The 24,174-nt window shown below is 39.3% G+C and carries 20 protein-coding genes; 14 read left to right on the plus strand and 6 right to left on the minus strand.

The window, feature by feature from the left end; all coding sequences use genetic code 11:
• Positions 1–85: 85 nt before the first annotated feature.
• Positions 86–619: a GrpB family protein gene (locus APS80_RS03285; protein WP_059106860.1), complete on the minus strand. Its 534-nt coding sequence runs from the start codon at positions 617–619 to the stop codon at positions 86–88.
• Positions 620–741: 122 nt separating this feature from the next.
• On the opposite strand from APS80_RS03285, the gene APS80_RS03290 reads away from it, so the two are divergent.
• The 3 genes from APS80_RS03290 to APS80_RS03300 all read left to right on the plus strand — a co-directional run bounded on the left by APS80_RS03290 (position 742) and on the right by APS80_RS03300 (position 3,525).
• Positions 742–1,635 carry an EMYY motif lipoprotein gene (locus tag APS80_RS03290; RefSeq protein ID WP_059106861.1) on the plus strand — a complete coding sequence of 298 codons (894 nt, stop codon included), beginning with the start codon at positions 742–744 and terminating at the stop codon, positions 1,633–1,635.
• 150 nt (positions 1,636–1,785) lie between these two features.
• Complete coding sequence (ytxJ, locus tag APS80_RS03295) at positions 1,786–2,106, plus strand: bacillithiol system redox-active protein YtxJ (RefSeq protein WP_059106862.1); 321 nt, start codon at positions 1,786–1,788, stop codon at positions 2,104–2,106.
• A gap of 300 nt (positions 2,107–2,406) precedes the next feature.
• Entirely contained in the window at positions 2,407–3,525 is a 1,119-nt protein-coding gene (locus APS80_RS03300) for a glycerate kinase (RefSeq protein WP_059106863.1), read from the plus strand.
• 74 nt (positions 3,526–3,599) lie between these two features.
• Here the strand turns inward: APS80_RS03300 and pepT are convergent, their stop codons facing one another.
• The 4 genes from pepT to gdpS form a co-directional block, all read right to left on the minus strand.
• Positions 3,600–4,829, minus strand: a complete 1,230-nt coding sequence (pepT, locus tag APS80_RS03305; RefSeq protein ID WP_059106864.1) for a peptidase T — start codon at positions 4,827–4,829, stop codon at positions 3,600–3,602.
• Between the two features lie 13 nt (positions 4,830–4,842).
• Complete coding sequence (locus tag APS80_RS03310) at positions 4,843–5,337, minus strand: threonine/serine exporter family protein (protein WP_225309990.1); 495 nt, start codon at positions 5,335–5,337, stop codon at positions 4,843–4,845.
• 33 nt (positions 5,338–5,370) lie between these two features.
• Positions 5,371–6,132: a threonine/serine exporter family protein gene (locus APS80_RS03315; RefSeq protein ID WP_059106866.1), complete on the minus strand. Its 762-nt coding sequence runs from the start codon at positions 6,130–6,132 to the stop codon at positions 5,371–5,373.
• A 330-nt stretch (positions 6,133–6,462) separates the two neighbouring features.
• Entirely contained in the window at positions 6,463–7,533 is a 1,071-nt protein-coding gene (gene gdpS / locus APS80_RS03320) for a GGDEF domain-containing protein GdpS (RefSeq protein WP_059106867.1), read from the minus strand.
• Between the two features lie 311 nt (positions 7,534–7,844).
• On the opposite strand from gdpS, the gene APS80_RS03325 reads away from it, so the two are divergent.
• Complete coding sequence (locus APS80_RS03325; protein WP_059106868.1) at positions 7,845–8,903, plus strand: glycosyltransferase family 4 protein; 1,059 nt, start codon at positions 7,845–7,847, stop codon at positions 8,901–8,903.
• A 142-nt stretch (positions 8,904–9,045) separates the two neighbouring features.
• On the opposite strand, the gene APS80_RS03330 is transcribed toward APS80_RS03325, so the two are convergent.
• Entirely contained in the window at positions 9,046–9,684 is a 639-nt protein-coding gene (locus APS80_RS03330) for a YigZ family protein (RefSeq protein ID WP_059106869.1), read from the minus strand.
• Between the two features lie 137 nt (positions 9,685–9,821).
• On the opposite strand from APS80_RS03330, the gene fakB1 reads away from it, so the two are divergent.
• The 10 genes from fakB1 (at position 9,822) to uvrA (ending at position 24,027) form a co-directional block, all read left to right on the plus strand.
• Entirely contained in the window at positions 9,822–10,688 is an 867-nt protein-coding gene (fakB1, locus tag APS80_RS03335) for a fatty acid kinase binding subunit FakB1 (RefSeq protein WP_059106870.1), read from the plus strand.
• A 182-nt stretch (positions 10,689–10,870) separates the two neighbouring features.
• Entirely contained in the window at positions 10,871–12,160 is a 1,290-nt protein-coding gene (locus tag APS80_RS03340) for a DEAD/DEAH box helicase family protein (RefSeq protein ID WP_346172384.1), read from the plus strand.
• A complete protein-coding gene (locus APS80_RS03345) occupies positions 12,153–12,824 on the plus strand; it encodes a ComF family protein (RefSeq protein ID WP_059106872.1) in 672 nt (223 codons plus the stop codon). Before APS80_RS03340 ends, APS80_RS03345 begins: the two co-directional genes overlap by 8 nt.
• A 64-nt stretch (positions 12,825–12,888) precedes the next feature.
• Complete coding sequence (gene hpf / locus APS80_RS03350) at positions 12,889–13,479, plus strand: ribosome hibernation-promoting factor, HPF/YfiA family (protein ID WP_059106873.1); 591 nt, start codon at positions 12,889–12,891, stop codon at positions 13,477–13,479.
• A gap of 439 nt (positions 13,480–13,918) precedes the next feature.
• Entirely contained in the window at positions 13,919–16,456 is a 2,538-nt protein-coding gene (gene secA, locus APS80_RS03355; RefSeq protein WP_059106874.1) for a preprotein translocase subunit SecA, read from the plus strand.
• Between the two features lie 197 nt (positions 16,457–16,653).
• A protein-coding gene (prfB, locus tag APS80_RS03360) for a peptide chain release factor 2 (protein ID WP_103170772.1) occupies positions 16,654–17,770 on the plus strand; the annotation gives its coding sequence in 2 pieces (ribosomal slippage) (positions 16,654–16,725 and positions 16,727–17,770; 1,116 coding nt in all).
• A 198-nt stretch (positions 17,771–17,968) separates the two neighbouring features.
• The gene (locus APS80_RS03365) at positions 17,969–18,610 is read left to right on the plus strand and encodes a YfbR-like 5'-deoxynucleotidase (protein WP_059106876.1); all 642 of its coding nucleotides are present in this window, start codon (positions 17,969–17,971) and stop codon (positions 18,608–18,610) included.
• Between the two features lie 5 nt (positions 18,611–18,615).
• Complete coding sequence (locus APS80_RS03370; RefSeq protein ID WP_059106877.1) at positions 18,616–18,852, plus strand: CsbA family protein; 237 nt, start codon at positions 18,616–18,618, stop codon at positions 18,850–18,852.
• Positions 18,853–19,209: 357 nt separating this feature from the next.
• Positions 19,210–21,192, plus strand: a complete 1,983-nt coding sequence (gene uvrB / locus APS80_RS03375) for an excinuclease ABC subunit UvrB (RefSeq protein WP_059106878.1) — start codon at positions 19,210–19,212, stop codon at positions 21,190–21,192.
• A gap of 6 nt (positions 21,193–21,198) precedes the next feature.
• Positions 21,199–24,027, plus strand: a complete 2,829-nt coding sequence (gene uvrA / locus APS80_RS03380; RefSeq protein WP_059106879.1) for an excinuclease ABC subunit UvrA — start codon at positions 21,199–21,201, stop codon at positions 24,025–24,027.
• The last annotated feature ends 147 nt before the right edge of the window (positions 24,028–24,174 follow it).

The following is a 24,174-nucleotide window of genomic DNA, read 5'->3' on the forward strand; positions in this document are numbered from 1 at the left end:
TAGCAATGATTACGCTATTTTGCGAAAATGAATGCTACACGCTGGCAATTTTTTATATTTTTGTAACTTCCTTCGAACGTTGAAATTAAGCATCTTTATCTTTTAAGTAACGCTTGTACAATTGATTAAAGATTCGTTCTTTCTGAGTTTCATATTGTCTTATCGTTTCGCTGTGTTGATAGGCTTGCATTTTTTTCTCTTGGAAAAGTTGAGCAAACGCTGTGTCATGCGCTAATGCTTGCTGCATGGTTAAATATTGATAAAATAAAGGTGTTTCTCGTTGAATGATGTGTAAACGTACAGTTTGTTTTAACATCGTTAACTGATTAAACTTCGCCATCATAACTTTCTTTTTATAAGGATGATGCAGGCGAAAGAAACCTTCGTAGTTTAATCTTTTTTCATCAAGAGACGTAATATCATGTAGATTATCTACACCGACAAGAATGTCGAGAATCGGTTCAGTAGGGTAATTAAAATGTGCAGTGCCACCGATATGATGTGTGGACTTTACAGGCGTGTCTAACAAGTTAAATAGCATCGCTTGTAATGTATCATATTGCGCTTTAAAATCATGACCATCGTCTGAATAGATGAATTCTTGAACACGTGCGTACATAGGTTGCTCCTTTCTCGTGTTATTTTTCATAAAAATAAATGATAAATTCTGCAACAATATATCATAAAATATTTTCAAGATAAACTGCTTTCGGTATAATATAGGTGAATAAGGAGTGTAAAATGAAAAAACTACTGAGTGTATTGTTGATATGTCTTTGTGTACTGGCAGTGACCACATGTAGTAAAGATGAGCCATCCGATTTGAGAAAATTTGAAAGTGCATTGATTGATGTACAAGAAGCTGAAGATCATATGAAAGAAACAATGAATCATATCAATCTAAATGAACTCGAAAGCTTGAGTAAAACGGATATGGCAGACGAAAATAAAAAAGCATTAAATCAGCTTCAAGATGATATCAATAATGAATTGATGCCGAAGTTTGATGACTATGAGGCAGCTGCCAAGCAATTACCTGCTGATTCTGACGAAGTGAAAGATTTAAAATCAAGTTATTTAGAAACGGTAGATGATAAACGCCAACAACTGAATCAACTCAATACTTTCGTGAAATTATGTAATCAGTCAGTCAAAGCAAACGAAGATATACTTTATTATACGAAACTGTTTGAGAAAAATAGATCACGTATCGAGGAAAATGTTAAAAAAGGACAAGAAGCGGGTAATACCGAAGAAGTAGCTCGTTTTGTACAGAAATTAGAAGACAATAATAAAAGATTAAAAAGTATAGCAGAAGCAACGATAGAAAATAAAGACCAACAAGCTGCACAAGACGGGATTAGTGAAGCTGTGATGCCATTGATTGGACAACAAATCAGAGACTTGAATAAGACCAACATCGAGAGTGTCCAAATCAACGACGCAAGAAAAAATGCGATTGAAATGTATTACAGCCTTCAGAACTATTATGAAACGCGTGAAGAAACGATGGATATCAGTGAAAAGCTCTCTAAAATCGATCACCATAAACTACCGAAGAAAGGTGAAGATTTAGAGAAGTATGATCAAGCATTTGAAGACGAATTAAATGAAGTGAAAGCGACTTATCAGTAGTCGTTTTTGACGATTCAATGACTGAATTTTGCGGAGACGGTTAACAACAAAAAGATATTTGTGTATAATGAATAACGTTGATGCTATCGTATCACAAACAATGCACAGGAAAACCGCTTCATCGCGGTAATAATGTTAGAGGTGAATAGAATGGCTACGAAGCTGAGTTCGATTGACCAGTTTGAACAAGTGCTAGAAGATAATAAATATGTATTTGTATTAAAACACAGTGAAACGTGTCCAATTTCAGCAAATGCATTCGATCAATTTAATAAGTTCTTATATGAAAGAGACATGGATGGTTATTATTTAGTCGTTCAAGAAGAACGTAAACTATCCGATTATATTGCAGAAAAAACAAATGTGAAACACGAATCTCCACAAGTATTCTATTTCGTAGATAAAGAAGCGGTATGGAATGCAGACCATGAAGATATTAATGTTTCATCATTAGCGAAAGCAGAAGAATAAAAATTAAATGATAACATAATTAAAAGGCTGGGACATTCACTTGTCTCAGCCTTTTAAACTAGCAACTACATTTATTCGATATGAAGAACCCTAAAATTTCATAAGTGCGAAACTACATATATTAGAAAATAACTCATTGAGAAGACCCACATTTAAAAAACAGAGGTTTCCACTCCCAACGACGATTTCTTTATGTGTGAAATATCAGGGTTTGCCATGTATAATAAAAACGGTATAACGTAAATCGACGAAAATAAATAAAAGTAATCATTGGAAGTACAGAAATAATGAGGTGACAAGATGAAAGTATTAGTAGCCATGGACGAATTCAATGGCATTATATCTAGCTATCAAGCGAATCGCTATGTCGAAGAAGCTGTGGCGAGTCAATTTGATGAAGCAGATATCGTGCAAGTCCCGTTATTTAACGGTCGTCACGAGTTAATGGATTCTGTATTTTTATGGCAATCAGGTACCAAATATAAAGTGCAAGTACACGACGCAGATATGAAACCCGTGGAAGCGACATATGGTACGACAGATAACCAAATGACCGTTATAGAAGGTAATTTATTCTTAAAAGGTGATCAGCCTGTAAATCAACGCACGAGCTACGGATTAGGTGAAGTCATCGCTGATGCGCTCAATAACGATGCTGAACACTTAGTTATTTCACTCGGTGGTATCGGTAGTTTCGATGGCGGCGCAGGTATGTTACAAGCGCTCGGTGCTAAATTCTATGATGACGAGGGCGAAGTCATCGATGTGACGAAAGGCAGTTACATCTTGAAATATATTCGACGTGTCGATTTCGATGATTTACATCCACGCCTAAACGAGGTGCGTATCCAAGTGATGTCCGATTTCAGTAGTCGCCTTTACGGTAAACAAAGTGAAATCATGCAAATTTATCCAGCTCTTGGACTGACACGTGAAGAAGCAGCGGACATTGATAATACGGTATGGTACTTTAGTGAAATATTGAAAAGCGAGAAACAACTTGCGCTAGGTTACGTGGAACGTGGCGGTGCAGGTGGTGGTATCGCTGCTTTACTCAATCAAATGTACGATGCTGAAATTAAGACGAGTCAAGCTTTAGTGGACCAAATTACGCATCTAGAATCGCTGATTTCTAAAGCAGATCTGATTATCTTTGGGGAAGGTGTCAATGAAGCGGATCAATTACTTGAGACAACGACGCTGCGTATTGCGGAACTCGCTTCTAAGCATCATAAACCGTCTATTGCGATTTGTGCGACACCGGACAAATTTGAACTGTTTGAAAATATGGACGTGACAGCGATGTTTAATACCTTTATGGAAATGCCGAAAACGTATACCGATTTTAAAATGGGTATTCAAATTCGTCATTATACCGTCCAAGCGATTAAATTACTTAAAACTACATTAGAAGGGTAGAACGCATAAAAAAGCCTTGGTATGGACTTGAATTTCAAGTCTACTTACCAAGGCTTTCATTTTTATGTTAAATTTTATTTCTTAGTTTTAGCGACTTCTTTGGCAATGCCGATAATGACTTCAACTGCTTTTTCCATCACATCGATAGATGCGTATTCAAATGGTCCGTGGAAGTTGTCACAACCGGTAAAGATGTTAGGTGTAGGGAGCCCTTTATAAGAAAGTTGGCTACCGTCTGTACCTCCACGAATAGGTGAAGTATTAGGTTCGATGCCGAGTTCAGCAAAGACGCGTTTTGGAATATCAATCACTTCTGGATGTTCTTTGATTTTATCACCCATGTTGTAATATTGGTCATTCACTTCAACTTCAATTGGGTCGTTACTAAATTTTTGGTTGATGTCATCGCGAATGTCTAACAGTTTTTGTTTACGTGCTTCAAACTGTGTCGCATCATGATCACGGATGATGTATTGTAACGTGGCTTTTTCTACATCACCATTGAATTTCATCAAGTGATAGAACCCTTCGTAATCATCTGTTTGTTCAGGTACTTCATTTTCAGGAAGGGCATTTTGGAAAGCTGTACCTAATGTGATTGCGTTGACCATCGCATCCTTCGCTGAACCTGGGTGTACGTTCACACCGTGGCACGTAACGATGGCTTCAGCTGCATTAAAGCTTTCGTATTGTAACTCGCCGTATTCACTACCATCTATCGTATACGCGAAATCTGCGTTAAAACGATCGACATCAAATTTATGTGGACCGCGACCGATTTCTTCATCGGGTGTGAAACCGACGCGAATGTCGCCGTGTTTAATTTCTGGATGTTCTGTTAAATATTTAACCGCTTCGACAATTTCAACGACGCCTGCTTTATCATCTGCCCCTAATAAAGAGGTACCGTCCGTAATCATTAACGTATGGCCTTCCACATTTTTCATTCCTGGGAAAACATCTTGGCTTAAGACGCGATCAGTGTCACCGAGTTGGATCGGTTTACCATCGTACTGCTCAACGATTTGTGGATTGACGTTCGTCGCATTAAAGTCAGGTGATGTATCAACGTGGGCTAAGAAGCCGACAGTCGGTACTGTTTCGTCGATGTTACTTGGTAAGGTCGCAAATAAATAACCGTATTGATCAAGATCAGTTTCTAAACCAAATGATTGTAATGTTTCTTCGAGTAAATTAAGTAAATCCCATTGTTTTAATGTGGATGGTGTATCGGTAGAATCCGGATTGGATTGCGTATCAATCATGGTATAAGTTTTAAGACGTTCAATAAGTTGTTCTTTCATTGTGTTCCACCCCTTATGCTCTATTGTTCATGTTATAAGATTTTGTAACCTTTTCTCCTCTCATTTTAGCATAATGTTGTGTAATGCGTATGTAGAGATGATATACAATTTCGGCGCATAAGACTCCAAAGGCTATGGCACCTGAAATTAGCGTCACCTCTAAAAAGGTATTGACCGCATGTGTATATTGATTGCTGACTAAAAAGCGTGTCGCTTCATATGCTAGACCTCCAGGTACGAGAGGAATGAGTCCCGGTACGATAAAGATGATGACTGGACGTTTGTAGTGACGGCTCATAATGTGACTCATCAATGCCAAGATGAAACTTCCGAGGAAGGCTGCCATCACTTTACCAAGGTCCATGTCTAAAGTGAATTTGTAGATGACCCAGGCAATCGCGCCAACGAAACCACAGGCTGCGAGCAATCTGCGCGGGGCATTAAATAGGATGGAGAAGAGTAACGTTGCGATAAAGCTGACGATAAAATGAAAACCGTACGTTGCGATAAAGTTAATCAATGCCATTCGAACCTTCCTTTCTTAAAATATGAGTAATACGATAGCGACACCTGCGCCAATCGCAAAGGATGTTAATGCTGCTTCGACACCACGGGAGATACCAGCGAGCAATTCGCCTGCCATCAAGTCACGAATCGCATTGGTAATGACAATACCAGGTACGAGGGGCATAACCCCGGAAATCGTGATGATATTTTGATTGGTGGCGATTCCTAAATTCGTCGCGATGGTGGCGATACTAATGACGACGGCGGCACTGACGAATTCAGAGAAGAATTTAATTTGAATATATTGTTGAATATAAGAAAACGTAAGATATGCAGCACCACCTGCGATGACCGCATAAATAAAGTCACTCGCTACGCCGCCAAACATGAAGACGAAGAAACCACATGCAATTGCAGCGCCGAAACATTTAAGTAAGAAGGAAAACTGTAGTGAGGCGCGATCTAACATGTTTAATTCCCGCTTCGCTTGATCCACGGTTAAGGATTTCGCTGCGATTTTTCTAGAAATATTATTTACGAGTGCAATTTTTTCTAAATCTGTCGTACGCTCACGTATCCGGATCAATTTGGTATTAGAATCATCATTGAGCGTAAAAATAATGGCGGTAGATGTGACGAAACTATATGTATCTGGATAACCAAAGTTCGCACCGATACGATTCATCGTATCTTCTATGCGATAGGTTTCTGCACCGCTCTCTAACAGAATTTTACCTGCAGTTAATACGACATCGGTCAACGTGTCATTATTTGCAGGTTTGACTGATTCAGACATGCATGCCACCTCCATATGAGTAGTTTTGATATGTGATAGAACAATTGAAAGTTTACAACCTCATAAACCAACTTGCAATAGGGAATGAACGACTGTCACGCTAAATTAATAATTACGCATGATACATCTAATAAGAAATGACTCAAATTTCATCATTTTGAGGTTGTAATCAAACAAAGAAAGCGGGGGTGTAAGGAAGCAATCTGTAGAACCTCTCATTGACCATACCCTTCATGAAAGGTGAGAAACCATAAAAAACTCTATCCAAATGAATGGATAGAGTTAGGATGTTGATTGATGTAGTTGTTCAGTAGAAGATTGCGTTCATTACTAAAGTTTCACGATAGGGTTAAACATCACTTGATTACGGCCTTCATTTTTTGCGATGTGTAACATATCGTCTGCGTCTTTGAACACTTTACGTTGTGATTTATATTCCTCTTGAGTGAGGTAACCGATACCGATTGATACAGAAAGTTTGATCACTTCTTTTTCAGGCAGGTGGAACGTTGATTTTTCTACACCTGTACGGATACTTTCACTGAGTTTGACACATTGATCGAGCGTATAATCTCTTAGGACGACCGAAAATTCTTCCCCGCCATTACGATAAATACTGAATTGTGCGGGCACGTAGTTAATAAGTAATTGTGCCATTTGACGTAACACAGCGTCACCCGCTTGATGGGTGTATTGATCATTGACGTCTTTAAAGCCATCGATATCGATGAGTAAGAGTCCTAAACTTTCTTGGTGACGTTCCGCTTCTTGAGACACTTTGTTTAGATGGCGGTCGAATTCCTTCACATTGCCGAGCCCAGTGAGGTAATCATACTTATCTTCATTTTCATAACGATCGACGAGGGAGAAGAAATGCCAAATATCGACAAACGTAACTGAAGCGGTAATCGTTAAGATGAATGAAATTGGAATCAGGAACAGCACACTCATGACATCGAAGTAAGGTGTCACTAAAGCGAGTGCGAGAAAGATGATTAAACTAATCACATTCAAGATTTGTACCGCAACAATATCGCTTTGTTTCATGAAAGGACCGACTGTACCGACGATGATGGCGATGACCATCCATATCACGCCATGCATGAGTGGAACGTCTAAGATCAGCGTATCTACTAGCGTAATAATGATCGCTGAAAGTAACGTATAAGGCATATTCGTATAGCGACCTAAAAAGAGCAATGGCACGTAACTAAGATAGAGTTCGTGATCGTTTAACAACGGAATAGGATAAGCTGATAATAATAGAGCGATCAGAGTCATTAAGATCGTGACATAACCCCGGGAAAAGACCATAATTCTATTTTCGGAATACTGTAGGCGATGAAATAAATATATACCTGCTACAGTGACGGCAATATTATATATAATAGCTTCAAACATATGATAACGCTCCTTTAAGTAAACACTATCATATTGTAAGTGAAAATATACTAATTGTCATCATAAAATGGATAGATTGGTAAGCGTGTTCGTGCGAAGAAAGTACTAAACAGGGGCCCACCTGTTATTTTCGACGCGAAAACAGTCGCTATTAAAATGAAATTTTGGTAAAACATAGGGACCTCATCCATGTGCCAATAGGTTAAAATTTACAAGAAATGGCTGAATTATGTTTTGAAAGGGGGTTCGTATCTGATATAATTAGTGAGATATTTTTTAATGCATGATTAAGACTAGATGAAGGTGCATCGATGTATACAATATTATTAGTTATTTTTTCAATGTTAGTTAGTTTAATTTTAACACCGATTGTTATTAAAATTTCATATAAATTAGGTATTGTCGACCAGCCCAACTATCGTAAAATTCATGTCAAACCTGTGTCTGTGTTAGGTGGTACAGTGATTTTAATTTCATTTTTACTCGGTATTTGGCTCGGCCATCCGATTGAAACAGAAGTGAAGCCGTTAATCATCGGGGCAGTGATCATGTATCTGACCGGATTGATTGATGATATTTACGATTTAAAACCCATCGTGAAGTTGCTTGCACAAATTGTCGCTGCGCTTGTCGTCACGTATTACGGCATTGCTATCGACTTTATTTCCATTCCGATTGGCCCGACCATTCACTTCGGTATTTTAAGCATCCCGATTACCGTGATTTGGATTGTAGCGATTACGAATGCGATTAATTTAATCGATGGATTAGATGGACTCGCATCAGGGGTTTCAGCGATTGGTCTCATCAGTATCGGATTCATCGCGCTGTTACAAGCAAATATTTTCATCTTGATGATTTGCAGTGTATTAGTCGGCGCATTGATCGGCTTTTTATTTTTTAATTTTCATCCAGCGAAAATATTCCTAGGTGATAGTGGTTCATTACTCATCGGTTTTATTATCGGGTTCTTATCGTTACTAGGGTTTAAAAATATTACCTTTATCTCACTCTTTTTCCCAATCGTCATCTTAGCCGTACCGTTTATCGATACACTATTTGCGATGGTGCGACGGGTGAAAAAAGGGCAGCACATCATGCAAGCGGATAAATCTCATTTGCATCACAAGCTGTTGCAGTTAGGCTATTCGCATCGCCAGACGGTGCTCCTCATCTATGCGATTGCCGTGTTGTTTAGTCTTTCTAGTATCGTATTATACTTATCACAACCATGGGGCGTACTCATGATGCTGATTTTAATTCTTGTGACGATTGAGCTTATAGTCGAATTTACAGGACTCATTGATGATGATTACAAACCATTGTTGAAGCTCGTTGCGAAAAAACATCGACGTGAGGATGAAAGATAATAAAGGTAGGCATTGATAAATAGTTAAATAACATTGAGCAGTATAGTAGTGGAAGATGATAAGAGGACTGAACTGACAGACGCATCAAATGTGCGAAGTCAGTTCAGTTTTTTATTGTCGCAATAAATAAGTAGTGAAGGGTTTAATCTGTAGGGATATCAAATGGTAAACGCATTGCGTCATGAGTTTCTAAGTCATATTGACTTGCGGTAATGCGATTTAAAAAGTCGATAAAGTCATCGTATTCATCTGCGACGACATCGATCTGGTAACTGACCTTGTCTGTGTAAACCGTATCTCGCAACATGTAAGTTGTTGAAGCGAGTTCGTATTCAAATTTACCAGTGAGGTCATAGCCGATTGTGACAGTGACTGGAATGGCTTCACGTAATGCCACGCGTCCAATATCATAAATGACGTCTCTCACTGCGCCGCTATAGGCACGGATGAGGCCGCCACCACCGAGTTTAATACCACCAAAGTAACGTGTTACGACGACACACGCGTTATGAATATCTAATTTTTTAAGCACTTCTAGCATCGGCACACCTGCTGTACCGCTAGGCTCTCCATTATCATTTGCTTTTTGAATGTTCATTTGATCGCCCACGGTATAGGCAGAACAGTTATGTGTCGCATCATGATGGATCTGTTTCACTTCGTTGATGAAATCTTTCGCTTCTTCTTCAGTTTCGACTGGTTTAATGTGTGCGATAAAGCGCGATTTATTTATCACATTTTCGATTGTATGTTCTTCTTTTATTGTAATAATTGATTCCATGTGTCCGTGTCACCCCGTCTTTTTAGTACATTCATTTATTATACACCGAAAAGGCACATGTTTTAAATGTAAAAATACATTTTCATTTCAAAGGAAATCATGTATCATATTGGGTAGTATAATTGAGGAGGATTTAGATGAAAATTGCTATCTTAACAGATTCAACAAGTTATCTATCCCAATCATTGATTGATAAATATCACATCGAAGTGGCACCGCTCAGTGTGACATTTGATAATGGTGATAATTTTATAGAAAACGATGCGTTATCTACAGATACATTTTATGAACGTATGGCAAAATCAGAAACAATTCCGACAACAAGTCAGCCGGCAATCGGCACGTTTATTGAAAAGTATGAGAAGTTTAGGGATGAAGGCTATACAGATGTTATTGCAGTATTTTTATCTTCTGGCATCAGTGGTTCTTACCAAACTGCAACCCAAGCAGGTGAGTTAGTCGAAGGCATAAACGTACACACGTTTGATTCGAAACTCGCATGTATGGTTGAAGGTGGGTACGTACTCTATGCCATCGAGTTAATTGAACAAGGGTTAACCCCAAGTGAAATTATCGATGAGCTCACAGATTTACGTGAACGTACAGGTGCATATTTAATGGTCGACGATTTGAAAAACTTACAAAAAAGTGGCCGAATCACAGGTGCTCAAGCTTGGGTAGGGACATTATTAAAAATGAAACCTGTACTGAAATTTAATGATGGAAAAATTTTACCAGAAGAAAAAGTACGTACGAAAAAACGTGCACTTCAAGATATCATCAACAAAGTTATCGCGTGCATTGAACCTTACGGGGATGAAGTGACGTTGTATGTGATCGAAGGGGATAAACCAGAAGATGCACAATGGGTTCACGAATATCTCGATGAACATTATCCGCAATATCAAATCCACCATTCTAAATTAGGACCTGTGATTGCAGCGCATTTAGGTTCAGGTGGCTTTGGTTTAGGTTATATGAACAAACGTATTCGAACAACTTAATGTAACACTAGACGAGATTTTATAGGCAGGGACTGAAACACGAATGTACAATCGCTACGTGATGTAGCCGCCTTATAAAATGTCGTCTTTTTTATTTTGCACCTCATAAAAAATGAAAGGAACAAACTCGCTAAGGCGACAGATAAAATATGAATCTCAGCCTGCGAGCAATGTACAGAAACGTGAAATACTATGGCAAAATGATTACCGATACTCAAGTACTAACAGATGAAAAGATTCAAACAACGATGAAAGGCGTGGTGCAACAAAACGGACGTCACTATTGTAATCAGTGTGGGACGACTCAATTCTTAGATTTTTATCATTATGCTCATATCCATACAGGAGAAACGATTTATTATTGTCGAAGATGTATTGCCTTAGGACGTATGGATACAATTCAGGACATCACGGTGACCGCATCACATCAAACACCCTCTGAAGCTATGTATCATTTAGACTTTGCATTGTCTGAGCAACAGGCAGAAGCTTCAAGCCATATTGTTGAAGCGGTCACAAACCATCATGATTTGTTGATCCATGCAGTGACTGGAGTAGGCAAGACTGAAATAATTTTTCAAGCGATACAATACGCACGACAACGGGGTGACAACGTCGCAGTCATTTCGCCTCGCATTGACGTTATCGTTGAGATAAGTATGCGAATTCAGGCGGCATTTACCGATGAACGGATCGATGTTTTATATCAAGGACAAACACAACAGTATGAAGGACATTTTGTGATTGCGACGGTGCACCAACTCTACCGTTTTAAAAATCATTTTGATACAGTGTTTGTCGATGAAGTCGATGCTTTTCCATTAGTTAACGATGAAGCATTACAAAGGGCAATAACTTTAGCGACCAAAGATCAGGCAAGCATCATTTATATGAGTGCCACACCTCCAAAGCAGATGATTCGCACACATGCGCCGGATCATTACGTCATTCTATCTGCGCGATTTCATCGACATGCTTTACCCCTTCTTTCTTTCCACTACCTCAAATTTAATTCTCAAAAGATTCAACGTAAATTACTTAATCTCTTATTAGACCAAATTAAAGAAAAGCGTTTTACGCTCTTCTTTTTCAACCATATCGAACTGATGCAACAAGCGTTTGAAACGTATCGACCTTATATTGAAGACCTCATATGTGTCTACAGTGAAGATGCGTTACGCTTAGAAAAGGTAGCAGCACTCAGGGCGGAAAAGCATCCCGTTGTGTTCACGACTACTATCTTAGAACGAGGTTTCACGATGGCTCATCTTGACGTTGTCGTCATCAACAGTCAGTTATTTGACTCAGCAGCACTTATACAAATCGCTGGTCGAGTGGGTCGTAAGATTATAGCACCTACTGGACGTGTTTGGTTCTTTCATCAAGGGATTTCTCTAGCTATGCTGCGAGCGAAACGTGACATCAAACACATGAACCAGTTGGCGAAAGCAAGGGGGTGGATTGATGACTAAATGTGTCCAATGTCAAAGTCATTTCCATACACCGATTACGATCACTAATTTTTATAAAAAAGAACCTCGATTATGTCCGAGTTGTGCTGCACAATGGAAAGCGTGCAAGTTAGATCATACAAATAGATGTCCTCGTTGCTTAAAGTTATTAGCAGAAGGTGAAGACGAATGTTTGGACTGCGCATTTTTAGCAGAACGCTTCACGCTCATGCATCAACTGTATTGTGATTACCAATATCAAGGGCACGTCAAAGCACTCATTCAACAATATAAGTTTATGGGAGATGTCGCTTTGAGCGAATGCTTCGCACAACAATTACAGTTACCAAGGGAAAAATATGATTACTTAGTGCCTATTCCCTCACCCTATGAACGTGACAGAGAGCGCACGTTTAATCCTGTGTGCCAACTTTTACAACAGAAAGAAATCTACTATCACGAATTATTAACGACAAAGTTACGACCTAAACAATCCGAACTTTCTAAAATAAAGCGTGCACATCTTGCGAATCCGTTTGAATTAAAGTCAGAAGAAAATCTGACAGACAAATCTATTTTACTCATCGATGATATTTATACGACGGGTATGACCGTTCATCACGCAGGTGAAATCTTATATGATAGAAATATCAGAAAATCCGATGTGTTAACGCTTGCACGATAATAGAAACGTGATAAAATGAGGTTAAGCAATACACAACTAAAGAGGTTTTAAAGGAGAGATAACTATGATTAGATTTGAAATTCATGGAGAGAACCTCAGTGTCACTGATGCCATTCGCAATTATATCGAAGAGAAAATTGGTAAGTTAGAACGTTACTTTAACAATGTCCCTAATGCGACAGCTCATGTTAAAGTAAAAACTTATCAAAACTCTGCTACGAAGATTGAAGTGACAATTCCATTAAAAGATGTCACATTAAGAGCAGAAGAACGTCACGATGACCTCTATGCAGGTATTGATTTAATTACGAACAAACTGGAAAGACAGGTTAGAAAATACAAAACACGTGTAAACCGCAAACATCGCGACCGTGGTGATCAAGATATCTTCACTTCAGAACCAATCGATACAGATGTTGCGTCACTCGCAGCTGAAGGACCTCAAGCGACAGAAGCTGAGGATACGGATAGCGATATCGAAATCATCCGTTCTAAACAATTCAGCTTAAAACCGATGGACTCTGAAGAAGCGGTTTTACAAATGAACTTACTCGGTCATGATTTCTTCATCTTTACAGATGCTGAAACAGAAGGTACAAGCATCGTCTACAAACGTAAAGATGGTAAATACGGTTTAATCGAAACAACAGAATAAAGCACTAGTAATGTAGTGTTAACCCACCATCCTACCGTGTGCTAACTTCCTATAGTAGTTAGGGAGTTGGTGCACGTTTTGTTTTCAGTTCCTCCATAATCTAATCCTTCGTACCTCAATCTCATTTTCAAAGCTACACGCTACTACTACACTTGCATACTTTTCGATGGTTTCATGTATAATAGAAGAGACGGTTCAATTTAACGACCAACAAAGCATGATACAATAAATGAACATGCTTGATTTTAAACATTCATTTTACACGAGCTAACACGTTGACGACATCCCAAAAACCGCATAAAATACACATCCATCATTGATGATGTAAGTAAACAGGCGTCGTATTCAAGACAATAGCTCTAAGTGTAAATTTAAGCCTATAAGTGATATGATACATTGTTGTAAGCGTAAGAGTTATATAGCTAAAGGAGCGAAAAAAATGGGTTTTTTATCAAAGATTGCTGATGGCAATAAGAAAGAAATAAAGCGCCTTGGTAAATTAGCTGACAAAGTGCTCGATTTAGAAGAGGACATGTCTATATTAACTGATGAAGAAATAAGAGAAAAAACGAAAGCACTACAAGAACAAGTGCAAGCTGAAGATGATATTAAAAAACAAGAAAAAATATTAAATGATATATTACCAGAAGCGTTTGCCTTAGTCAGAGAAGGCTCAAAACGTGTATTCAATATGATACCTTACAGAGTCCAAGTTATGGGCGGTATCGCAATCCATAAAGGTGACATTGCAGAGATGAGAACCGGGGAAGGTAAAACGTTAACTGCAACGATGCCTACGTATTTAAATGCACTTGCAGGGCGCGGCGTGCATGTCATCACAGTCAACGAATATTTATCTAGTGTACAAAGTGAAGAAATGGCTGAACTATATGAGTTCCTAGGACTTACTGTTGGCTTAAACTTAAATAGTAAATCCACTGTAGAAAAACGTAAAGCGTATAACCAAGATATTACGTACAGTACTAATAACGAACTTGGTTTCGATTACTTACGTGACAACATGGTGAATTACGCTGAAGAACGCGTAATGAGACCCCTTCACTTTGCAATCATTGATGAGGTCGACTCTATTTTAATCGACGAAGCACGTACCCCATTGATCATTTCTGGTGAAGCAGAAAAATCAACATCCATGTATACGCAAGCAAACGTATTCGCTAAGATGTTAAAAGCTGAAGAAGACTACAACTATGATGAAAAAACAAAATCTGTACAACTCACTGAACAAGGGATCGATAAAGCAGAACGCATGTTCAAAATCGATAACCTTTACGATGTTAAAAATGTCGACATCATCAGTCACATCAACACAGCATTACGTGCACACGTCACATTACAACGAGACGTCGACTACATGGTCAATAACGGTGAAGTATTAATCGTTGACCAATTTACAGGTCGTACAATGCCTGGCCGTCGTTTCTCAGAAGGATTGCACCAAGCCATCGAAGCTAAAGAAGGCGTGAAAATTCAAAACGAATCTAAAACAATGGCTTCGATCACTTTCCAAAACTACTTCCGTATGTACAACAAATTAGCAGGTATGACAGGTACAGCGAAAACGGAAGAAGAAGAGTTCAGAAACATCTATAATATGACCGTAACGCAAATTCCTACGAACAGACCGGTTCAACGTGAAGATAAACCTGATTTAATCTTCATTAGTAAAAAAGGTAAATTCGATGCGGTTGTGGAAGATGTCATCGAAAAATATAAACAAGGACAACCGGTACTATTAGGTACAGTTGCCGTTGAAACCAGTGAATATATCTCAAATCTACTTAAAAAACGCGGCGTACGTCACGATGTACTCAACGCGAAAAACCACGAACGTGAAGCAGAAATCATCGCTAACGCTGGACGTAAAGGGGCTGTGACAATCGCAACCAACATGGCCGGTCGTGGTACCGACATCAAACTCGGTGATGGCGTTGAAGAACTCGGTGGTTTAGCTGTTATCGGTACAGAACGTCACGAATCACGTCGTATCGATGACCAATTGCGTGGTCGTTCTGGTCGTCAAGGTGACAAAGGGGATAGCCGCTTCTATCTCTCACTTCAAGATGACTTAATGGTCCGCTTCGGTTCAGAACGTCTTCAAAAAATGATGGGTCGCCTCGGCATGGATGACTCTACACCAATCGAATCACGCATGGTTTCACGTGCTGTAGAATCAGCTCAAAAACGTGTTGAAGGGAATAACTTCGATGCCCGTAAACGTATTCTCGAATACGATGACGTGTTACGTAAACAACGTGAAATTATCTATAACGAACGTAATAACATTATTGATAGTGAATCCAGTGATGAACTTGCTGAAACGATGTTACGTTCAACACTCGATCGCAGTGTTCAATACTACATCAATGAAGATGACGACAATCTCGACTACGAACCATTTATCAACTATGTTGAAGATGTGTTCTTAAGTGAAGGAGACTTGTCAGAAGCAGAAATCAAAGGTAAAGATAGCGAAGATATTTTCAATATCGTGTGGGCTAAGATTGAAAGCGTCCTTGAAAGTCAACGCGAAAAAATCGGTGATCAATTCAACGAGTTTGAACGCATGATCTTACTTCGTTCTATCGATGGACGTTGGACTGACCATATCGATACAATGGATCAACTTAGAGAAGGAATCCACTTACGTTCATACGGTCAACAAAACCCACTTCGTGATTACCAAAATGAAGGACACGAACTCTTTGATATCATGATGCAAAACATTGAAGAAGACGTAAGTAAATTCTTACTTAAATCTGTCATCACGGTAGATGATGATGTCGAACGTGAGAAAAATACCGATTTAGGTAAAGGTGAACATATTAGTGCACAGGACGGTAAAGAAAAAGCAAAGCCTAAACCGTACGTCAAAGGTGAGGAGATTGGCCGTAACGACCCATGTCCATGCGGTAGCGGTAAGAAATATAAAAACTGCCACGGTGCTGCACAATAATAAACGAAGTCAAACTAGAGTGAGGGGAGGTAGATGCCTCGTTCACTCTAGTTTTTTATGCATTGCGTATGACAACGTGATGTCAGTCACTTCCCGCATGTCGCGATTGATGTCGTTTGCATCTGTGGGTGGTAGTTATGTAAAATAACTATATTAATATATTAGTAATTGAAGAAATTCATATAGGAGAGATTATAGTGGAATTATCAGAAATCAAACGTAATATAGATGATTATGCAACGAAATTAGAACAACTTAGGGGGTCTCTTTGACTTAGAAGAGAAAGAGACAAACATCCAGGAATACGAAGAAATGATGACCGACCCAAACTTCTGGGATGATCAACAAAAAGCACAAGAAATAATCGATAAAAACAACGCGCTTAAATCCGTCGTGAACGCATATCACGAACGTGAATCAGAACTCGAAGACCTCGATGCGACGCGTGAATTACTCGCAGAAGAGTACGACGAAGATTTAAAAGAAGGTCTAGAAAGTGATGTTGTTGAATATGGTCCGAAACTCGATGCCTTCGAACTCACATTACTTCTTAACGGACCTTATGATGCGAATAATGCGATTGTTGAACTTCACCCAGGTGCAGGCGGTACAGAGTCTCAAGACTGGACGAGCATGTTGCTTCGTATGTATCAACGCTACTGCGAACAAAAAGGATTCAAAGTTGAAACCGTGGATTATCAACCCGGTGATGAAGCAGGTGTGAAGAGTGTGACGCTACTCGTAAAAGGTCACAATGCATACGGCTACTTGAAAGCAGAAAAAGGCGTGCACCGTTTAGTCCGCAATTCTCCATTTGATTCATCCGGTCGTCGTCATACATCATTTGCCTCATGTGATGTCATTCCAGAATTTAACAACAATGAAATTGAAATCGAAATCAATCCAGATGACATTACAGTAGATACCTTCAGAGCAAGTGGTGCAGGGGGCCAACACATTAACAAAACGGAATCCGCCATCCGTATTACCCACCACCCAACAGGTATCGTCGTGAATAACCAAAACGAACGTTCTCAAATTAAAAACCGTGAAGCAGCGATGAAAATGTTGAAATCTAAATTGTACCAACGTGAATTAGAAAAACAAGAACAAGAAATGGCTGAAATTCGCGGAGACCAAAAAGAAATTGGTTGGGGTAGTCAAATTAGATCCTACGTTTTCCATCCATACTCTATGGTAAAAGATCACCGTACTAATGAAGAAACAGGTAAAATCGATGCCGTGATGGATGGAGAAATCGAAGACTTCATCGAATCATTCTTACGCACCCAAATGGATAACCAAGAAGCGTAAACGAGAGAGGTATGACGTATCAATATTAAATTACGTCTAGACCTCATGTTCATCGATAAGCCAATTTGGTTATGTTTTGAAAAATAACGCAAAACATTGCATAATTTAAGTGAATTCAATGGTGACCATCTTTGTAGTGGGTTGCACAACGCATTCAATAAAACAAAAGATTTAGCTTAAAAGAGAGGAGGGGTTACAATGGGAATACATCAATATTTCAAACGTTTATCTGACTTGGAAAAGCTCATTCGATTACCGGGTAAATTTAAATATTTCGAACACAATGTCGCTGCACATTCCTTTAAAGTGACGAAGATTGCACAATATTTAGGTACTGTAGAAGAAGCACACGGCAATACGATTAATTGGAAAAGTTTGTACGAAAAAGCACTTAACCATGACTTTGCTGAGGTCTTTACAGGTGACATTAAGACACCTGTGAAATATGCGAGTAGTGAACTGAAGAAATTGTTCTCCCAAGTTGAAGAAGAAATGGTCGATACCTTTATTACCGAGGAAATACCAGAACCGTATCAACAAATCTATCGCCGTAGATTACAAGAGGGCAAAGACGATTCGTTAGAGGGTCAGATTTTAGCAGTTGCAGATAAAATTGACTTGCTTTATGAAACGTTTGGTGAAATTCAAAAACGTAACCCTGAATCGTTATTTTTCGAAATTTACGAAGCCTCTTTAGAAACGATCATTCAATTTGATCATCTCGCATGCGTCCAGGATTTTATCGATCACATTATTCCTGAAATGTTGACGGAACGCTTTATTCCACGCACTGAATTGCGAGAAACCACGATGGCCATTCTCGATAAAAGAAATGGGTGATTGGCATGATTTGGTACATGGTCGCTGCATTTTTCCCTTGTGTATTAATCATATTATTTAGCGTGGTCACGCGCAGTAAATGGGTAGGAACCATCATCACCCTCATTTTAATCGGTGTATCGGTTCAAAAAGGATTTTTCCACAGTAATTGGATTATCTTTTTAGATGTCGTTTCGTTACTTGCAGGTTATGTTATCGTCGATCGTTTGAAATTTCATCAACGTAATGACGAGGATGATTGAACGGATTCGCAGTAAGACAACGTATTCAAATTACAATTTCATATGACCTTTGATAGAGGTTGGAACAGTTAACGTAGTACAAGGATGTGGAGCGCATCCTACACACTTCAGCGCTCAGTGAAAGTTGTGCAATCATCTGTAAATCGATGAGAAATGACGCACGATAGGAGTGAAACGTTATTGTTCCAGCTTTTTTGTGTTGTTCGGCATTTTGCGAACAGATGTTTGTATTAATTTTTCATTTTTTGATACAATGTAGATAAAATTATGGACAATAGCGCGCGTCACATGACTACAAGATTGTATAAAGAGCTCAGTTTGAAAGATGAATCATAATCGTAGGGGGCATCATATTATATGGAACATTATCCTTTTAAGTTAGAATCAGAGTTTGAACCTCAAGGGGATCAACCGCAAGCCATCGATAAAATTGCGGAAGGCGTCAAACAAGGTAAACGCCATCAAACGTTGCTCGGTGCCACTGGTACAGGGAAAACATTTACGATGAGTAACGTGATTAAAAAAGTAGGGAAGCCAACATTAATTATCGCACATAACAAGACGTTAGCAGGTCAGCTCTATAGTGAGTTTAAAGAATTCTTCCCTGAAAATAGAGTCGAATACTTCGTCAGCTACTATGATTACTACCAACCAGAAGCGTATGTACCTTCAACAGATACATTCATTGAAAAAGATGCGTCAATCAATGATGAAATCGACCAATTACGTCACTCAGCTACGAGTGCGTTATTCGAACGTGATGATGTCATTATCATTGCGAGTGTCAGCTGTATTTACGGTTTAGGTAACCCAGAAGAATATCGTGATTTAGTTGTGAGCTTGCGTGTCGGAATGGAAATGGATCGTAGTGAACTACTACGTAAACTGGTCGACGTCCAATATACACGTAACGACATTGAGTTCAGACGTGGTACCTTCCGTGTGCGTGGGGATGTCGTTGAAATTTTCCCAGCATCACGTGAAGAAATGTGTATCCGTGTTGAATTCTTCGGTGATGAAATTGACCGTATTCGCGAAGTGAACTACTTAACCGGTGAAGTATTGAGAGACCGTGAACACTTTGCGATCTTCCCGGCATCCCACTTCGTTACCCGTGATGAAAAAATGCAGTCAGCGATTCAACGTATTGAAAATGAATTGGAAGAACGTCTAGAAGAATTACGTGGAGAAAATAAATTACTCGAAGCGCAACGTCTGGAACAACGGACGAACTACGATTTAGAAATGATGCGTGAAATGGGCTTCTGTTCGGGTATAGAGAACTATTCCGTGCACTTAACTTTACGTCCGATGGGCTCCACACCATATACGTTACTCGACTACTTTGGTGACGATTGGCTCGTAATGATCGATGAATCCCATGTTACATTACCGCAAATTAGAGGTATGTATAATGGGGACAGAGCGCGTAAACAAGTGCTCGTAGATCATGGATTCCGTCTTCCAAGTGCATTAGATAACAGACCACTTAAATTTGAAGAATTCGAAGAGAAAACGAAACAACTCGTTTATGTATCTGCTACGCCAGGTCCTTACGAGTTAGAACATACAGATGAAATGGTTGAACAAATCATTCGTCCAACTGGTTTACTCGATCCAAAAGTTGAAGTACGACCTACGGAAAATCAAATCGATGACTTACTCGATGAAATCCAAGCACGTATTGAACGCAATGAACGTGTACTCGTGACGACATTAACGAAAAAAATGAGTGAGGACTTAACGACTTATATGAAAGAAGCGGGCATCAAAGTCAACTACCTTCACTCTGAAATCAAGACACTAGAACGGATTGAAGTCATTCGTGACCTAAGAATGGGTACGTATGACGTCATCGTAGGAATCAACTTACTCAGAGAAGGGATCGATATTCCTGAAGTGTCACTCGTCGTGATATTAGATGCTGATAAAGAAGGCTTCCTGCGTTCAGATCGTTCACTCGTTCAAACAATTGGTCGTGCCGCACGTAACAGTGAAGGTAAAGTAATCATGTACGGTGATAAAGTGACAGATTCCATGCAATATGCGATCGATGAAACCGAACGTCGTCGTAAAATACAAATGGCATACAACGAAGAGCACAACATTACGCCAACAACTATTAACAAGAAAATTCATGATGTCATTAGTGCGACCGTTGAAAGTGACGATACAAACGAAAAACAACAAACAGAAGTACCTAAGAAAATGACGAAAAAAGAACGTGAAAAAACGATTGATAATATAGAAAAAGAAATGAAACAAGCAGCGAAAGACTTAGATTTCGAAAAAGCAACGGAACTCAGAGATATGTTATTCGAATTAAAAGCAGAAGGGTGACCAAGTATGAAACAACCATCCATTGTAGTGAAAGGGGCACGTGCCCATAACTTAAAAGGTGTAGATATTGAAATACCTAAAAATAAATTAATAGTCATGACCGGTATTTCTGGTTCAGGTAAATCTTCATTAGCGTTTGATACGATTTATGCAGAAGGTCAACGCCGCTACGTCGAATCATTGAGTGCCTATGCACGTCAATTTTTAGGACAGATGGACAAACCAGATGTCGACACCATTGAAGGCCTTTCTCCTGCCATTTCTATCGACCAAAAAACAACAAGTAAAAACCCACGTTCAACAGTTGCGACTGTAACAGAGATTTACGATTACATTCGCTTACTCTATGCGCGTGTGGGTACACCGTATTGTCCGTACCATCATATCCCAATCGAATCTCAAACTGTACAACAAATGGTAGACCGCATTTTAGAGCTTGAAGAACGTACAAAAATTCAATTACTCGCACCCGTCGTGTCGCACCGTAAAGGCTCACATGAAAAGCTCATCGAAGATATCAGTAAGAAAGGTTATGTGCGTGTACGTGTAGATGGTGAGATCGTTGATATCAATGAGGTGCCTGAACTCGATAAAAACAAAAATCATACGATTGAAGTCGTTGTCGATCGACTTGTCGTAAAATCAGGTATTGAATCACGTCTTGCAGATTCAATTGAAACCGTACTCTCACTGTCAGAAGGCAATCTCGTCGTGGATGTTATCGATGGGGAAGACATGAAATTCTCTGAAAATCACGCATGTCCAATTTGTGGTTTTTCTATCGGTGAGTTAGAACCACGTATGTTTAGCTTTAACAGTCCTTTCGGTGCATGTCCGACATGTGATGGCCTCGGTCAAAAACTCAATGTCGATTTAGATCTCGTCGTACCTAATGACAAATTAACCCTTAATGAAGGTGCCATCGTCCCTTGGGAACCAACAAGTTCAGACTTTTACCCAACATTATTAAAACGTGTGTGTGAAGTCTACAAAATCAACATGGACAAACCATATAAAAAATTAACGGATCGTCAGAAAAATATCCTCATGTATGGTTCAGGAGATAAACAAATTGAGTTTACGTTTAAACAACGTAATGGCCAAACACGTAAACGTACGATGCCTTTCGAAGGGGTTGTCAATAACATCGACCGTCGTTACCATGAATCACCATCAGAATATACTCGTGAAATGATGAGTAAATACATGGTCGAACTCCCTTGTGAAACATGTCACGGTCAACGATTAAGTAAAGAAGCATTATCTGTCTATGTCGGAGAGAAAAATATCGGAGAAATCGTTGCTTATTCCATTAAAGATGCACTCGATTACTTTGAAAACCTAGAACTTTCCGACCAAGATATGCAAATCGCAACGCAAATCTTAAAAGAAATCATCTCACGCTTACAATTTTTAAATAATGTAGGCCTCGAATATCTTACACTTGAACGACCATCAGGTACATTGTCTGGTGGGGAAGCACAACGTATCCGTTTAGCAACACAAATCGGTTCACGTTTATCTGGTGTCCTATATGTACTCGATGAACCTTCCATCGGTTTACATCAACGTGACAATGATCGCTTGATACAAACATTAAAAGAAATGCGTGACTTAGGTAATACACTCATCGTTGTAGAACACGATGATGATACGATGCGTGAAGCGGATTACCTCGTGGATGTGGGCCCTGGTGCAGGCGATTACGGTGGTGAAATCGTCGCAAGCGGTACGCCAAAACAAGTGATGAAAAACAGTCACTCTTTAACAGGACAATACCTCAGCAATAAAAAACGCATTGAGGTACCTGAACATCGTCGTGAAGCTACTGACCGTACGATTGATATTAAAGGTGCGCGCAGCAATAACTTGAAAGACGTGGATGTATCTGTGCCACTTTCAACGATGACAGTCGTGACAGGGGTTTCTGGTTCAGGTAAAAGTTCACTCGTCAATGAAGTGCTTTATAAATCATTAGCGAAAAGCATCAACAATTCAAAAGTGAAACCAGGGGATTGTGATGCTGTAGAAGGTATCGACGAACTTGAACGTATTATCGATATCGACCAATCACCAATCGGACGTACGCCGCGTTCTAACCCTGCAACGTATACAGGTGTCTTTGACGATATTCGTGATATTTTCGCACAAACAAACGAAGCGAAAATTAGAGGTTATTCAAAAGGACGTTTCAGTTTCAACGTGAAAGGTGGCCGTTGTGAAGCTTGTAAAGGTGACGGTATTATCAAAATAGAAATGCACTTCTTGCCTGATGTGTACGTACCTTGTGAAGTTTGCGATGGTACACGCTATAATCGTGAAACATTAGAAGTGACTTACAAAGGTAAAAATATCGCTGATGTACTGGCGATGCGCGCAGAAGAAGCGATGCATTTCTTTGAAAATGTACCGAAAATCTATCGCAAATTGAAAACACTCGTAGATGTCGGCTTAGGTTACGTAAAACTTGGACAATCTGCGACGACCCTATCAGGTGGGGAAGCCCAACGTGTGAAATTAGCGTCAGAACTACACAAACGTTCTACTGGCCGCTCCATTTATATCTTGGACGAACCTACAACAGGACTTCATGTGGATGACATTAGTCGTTTATTAAAAGTATTAAATCGTTTAGTCGAAAATGGTGACACTGTAGTCATTATCGAACATAATCTAGATGTTATTAAAACGGCTGATTATATCATCGATTTAGGACCTGAAGGCGGTGAAGGTGGTGGTACCATTGTAGCAACAGGTACCCCTGAAGAAATCGCAGAAGTGCCTGAAAGCTACACTGGTCAATATTTAAAACCCGTGTTAGAACGAGATAACTAAAGAAAATAATATAGAAAAGTGAGCTTGAGCGTATGAAAGATAAAGGCTGAAGCTCACTTTTATTTTGTAGAAGATTGAGGTTATAGAATACCTATAGCATTAAAATTTGATATGATGTTATCATAATGAAAGTATGTCAATTTAATT

Origin of the sequence: Staphylococcus auricularis, assembly GCF_001500315.1 — a bacterium.
GTDB classification, from domain to species: Bacteria; Bacillota; Bacilli; order Staphylococcales; family Staphylococcaceae; genus Staphylococcus; species Staphylococcus auricularis.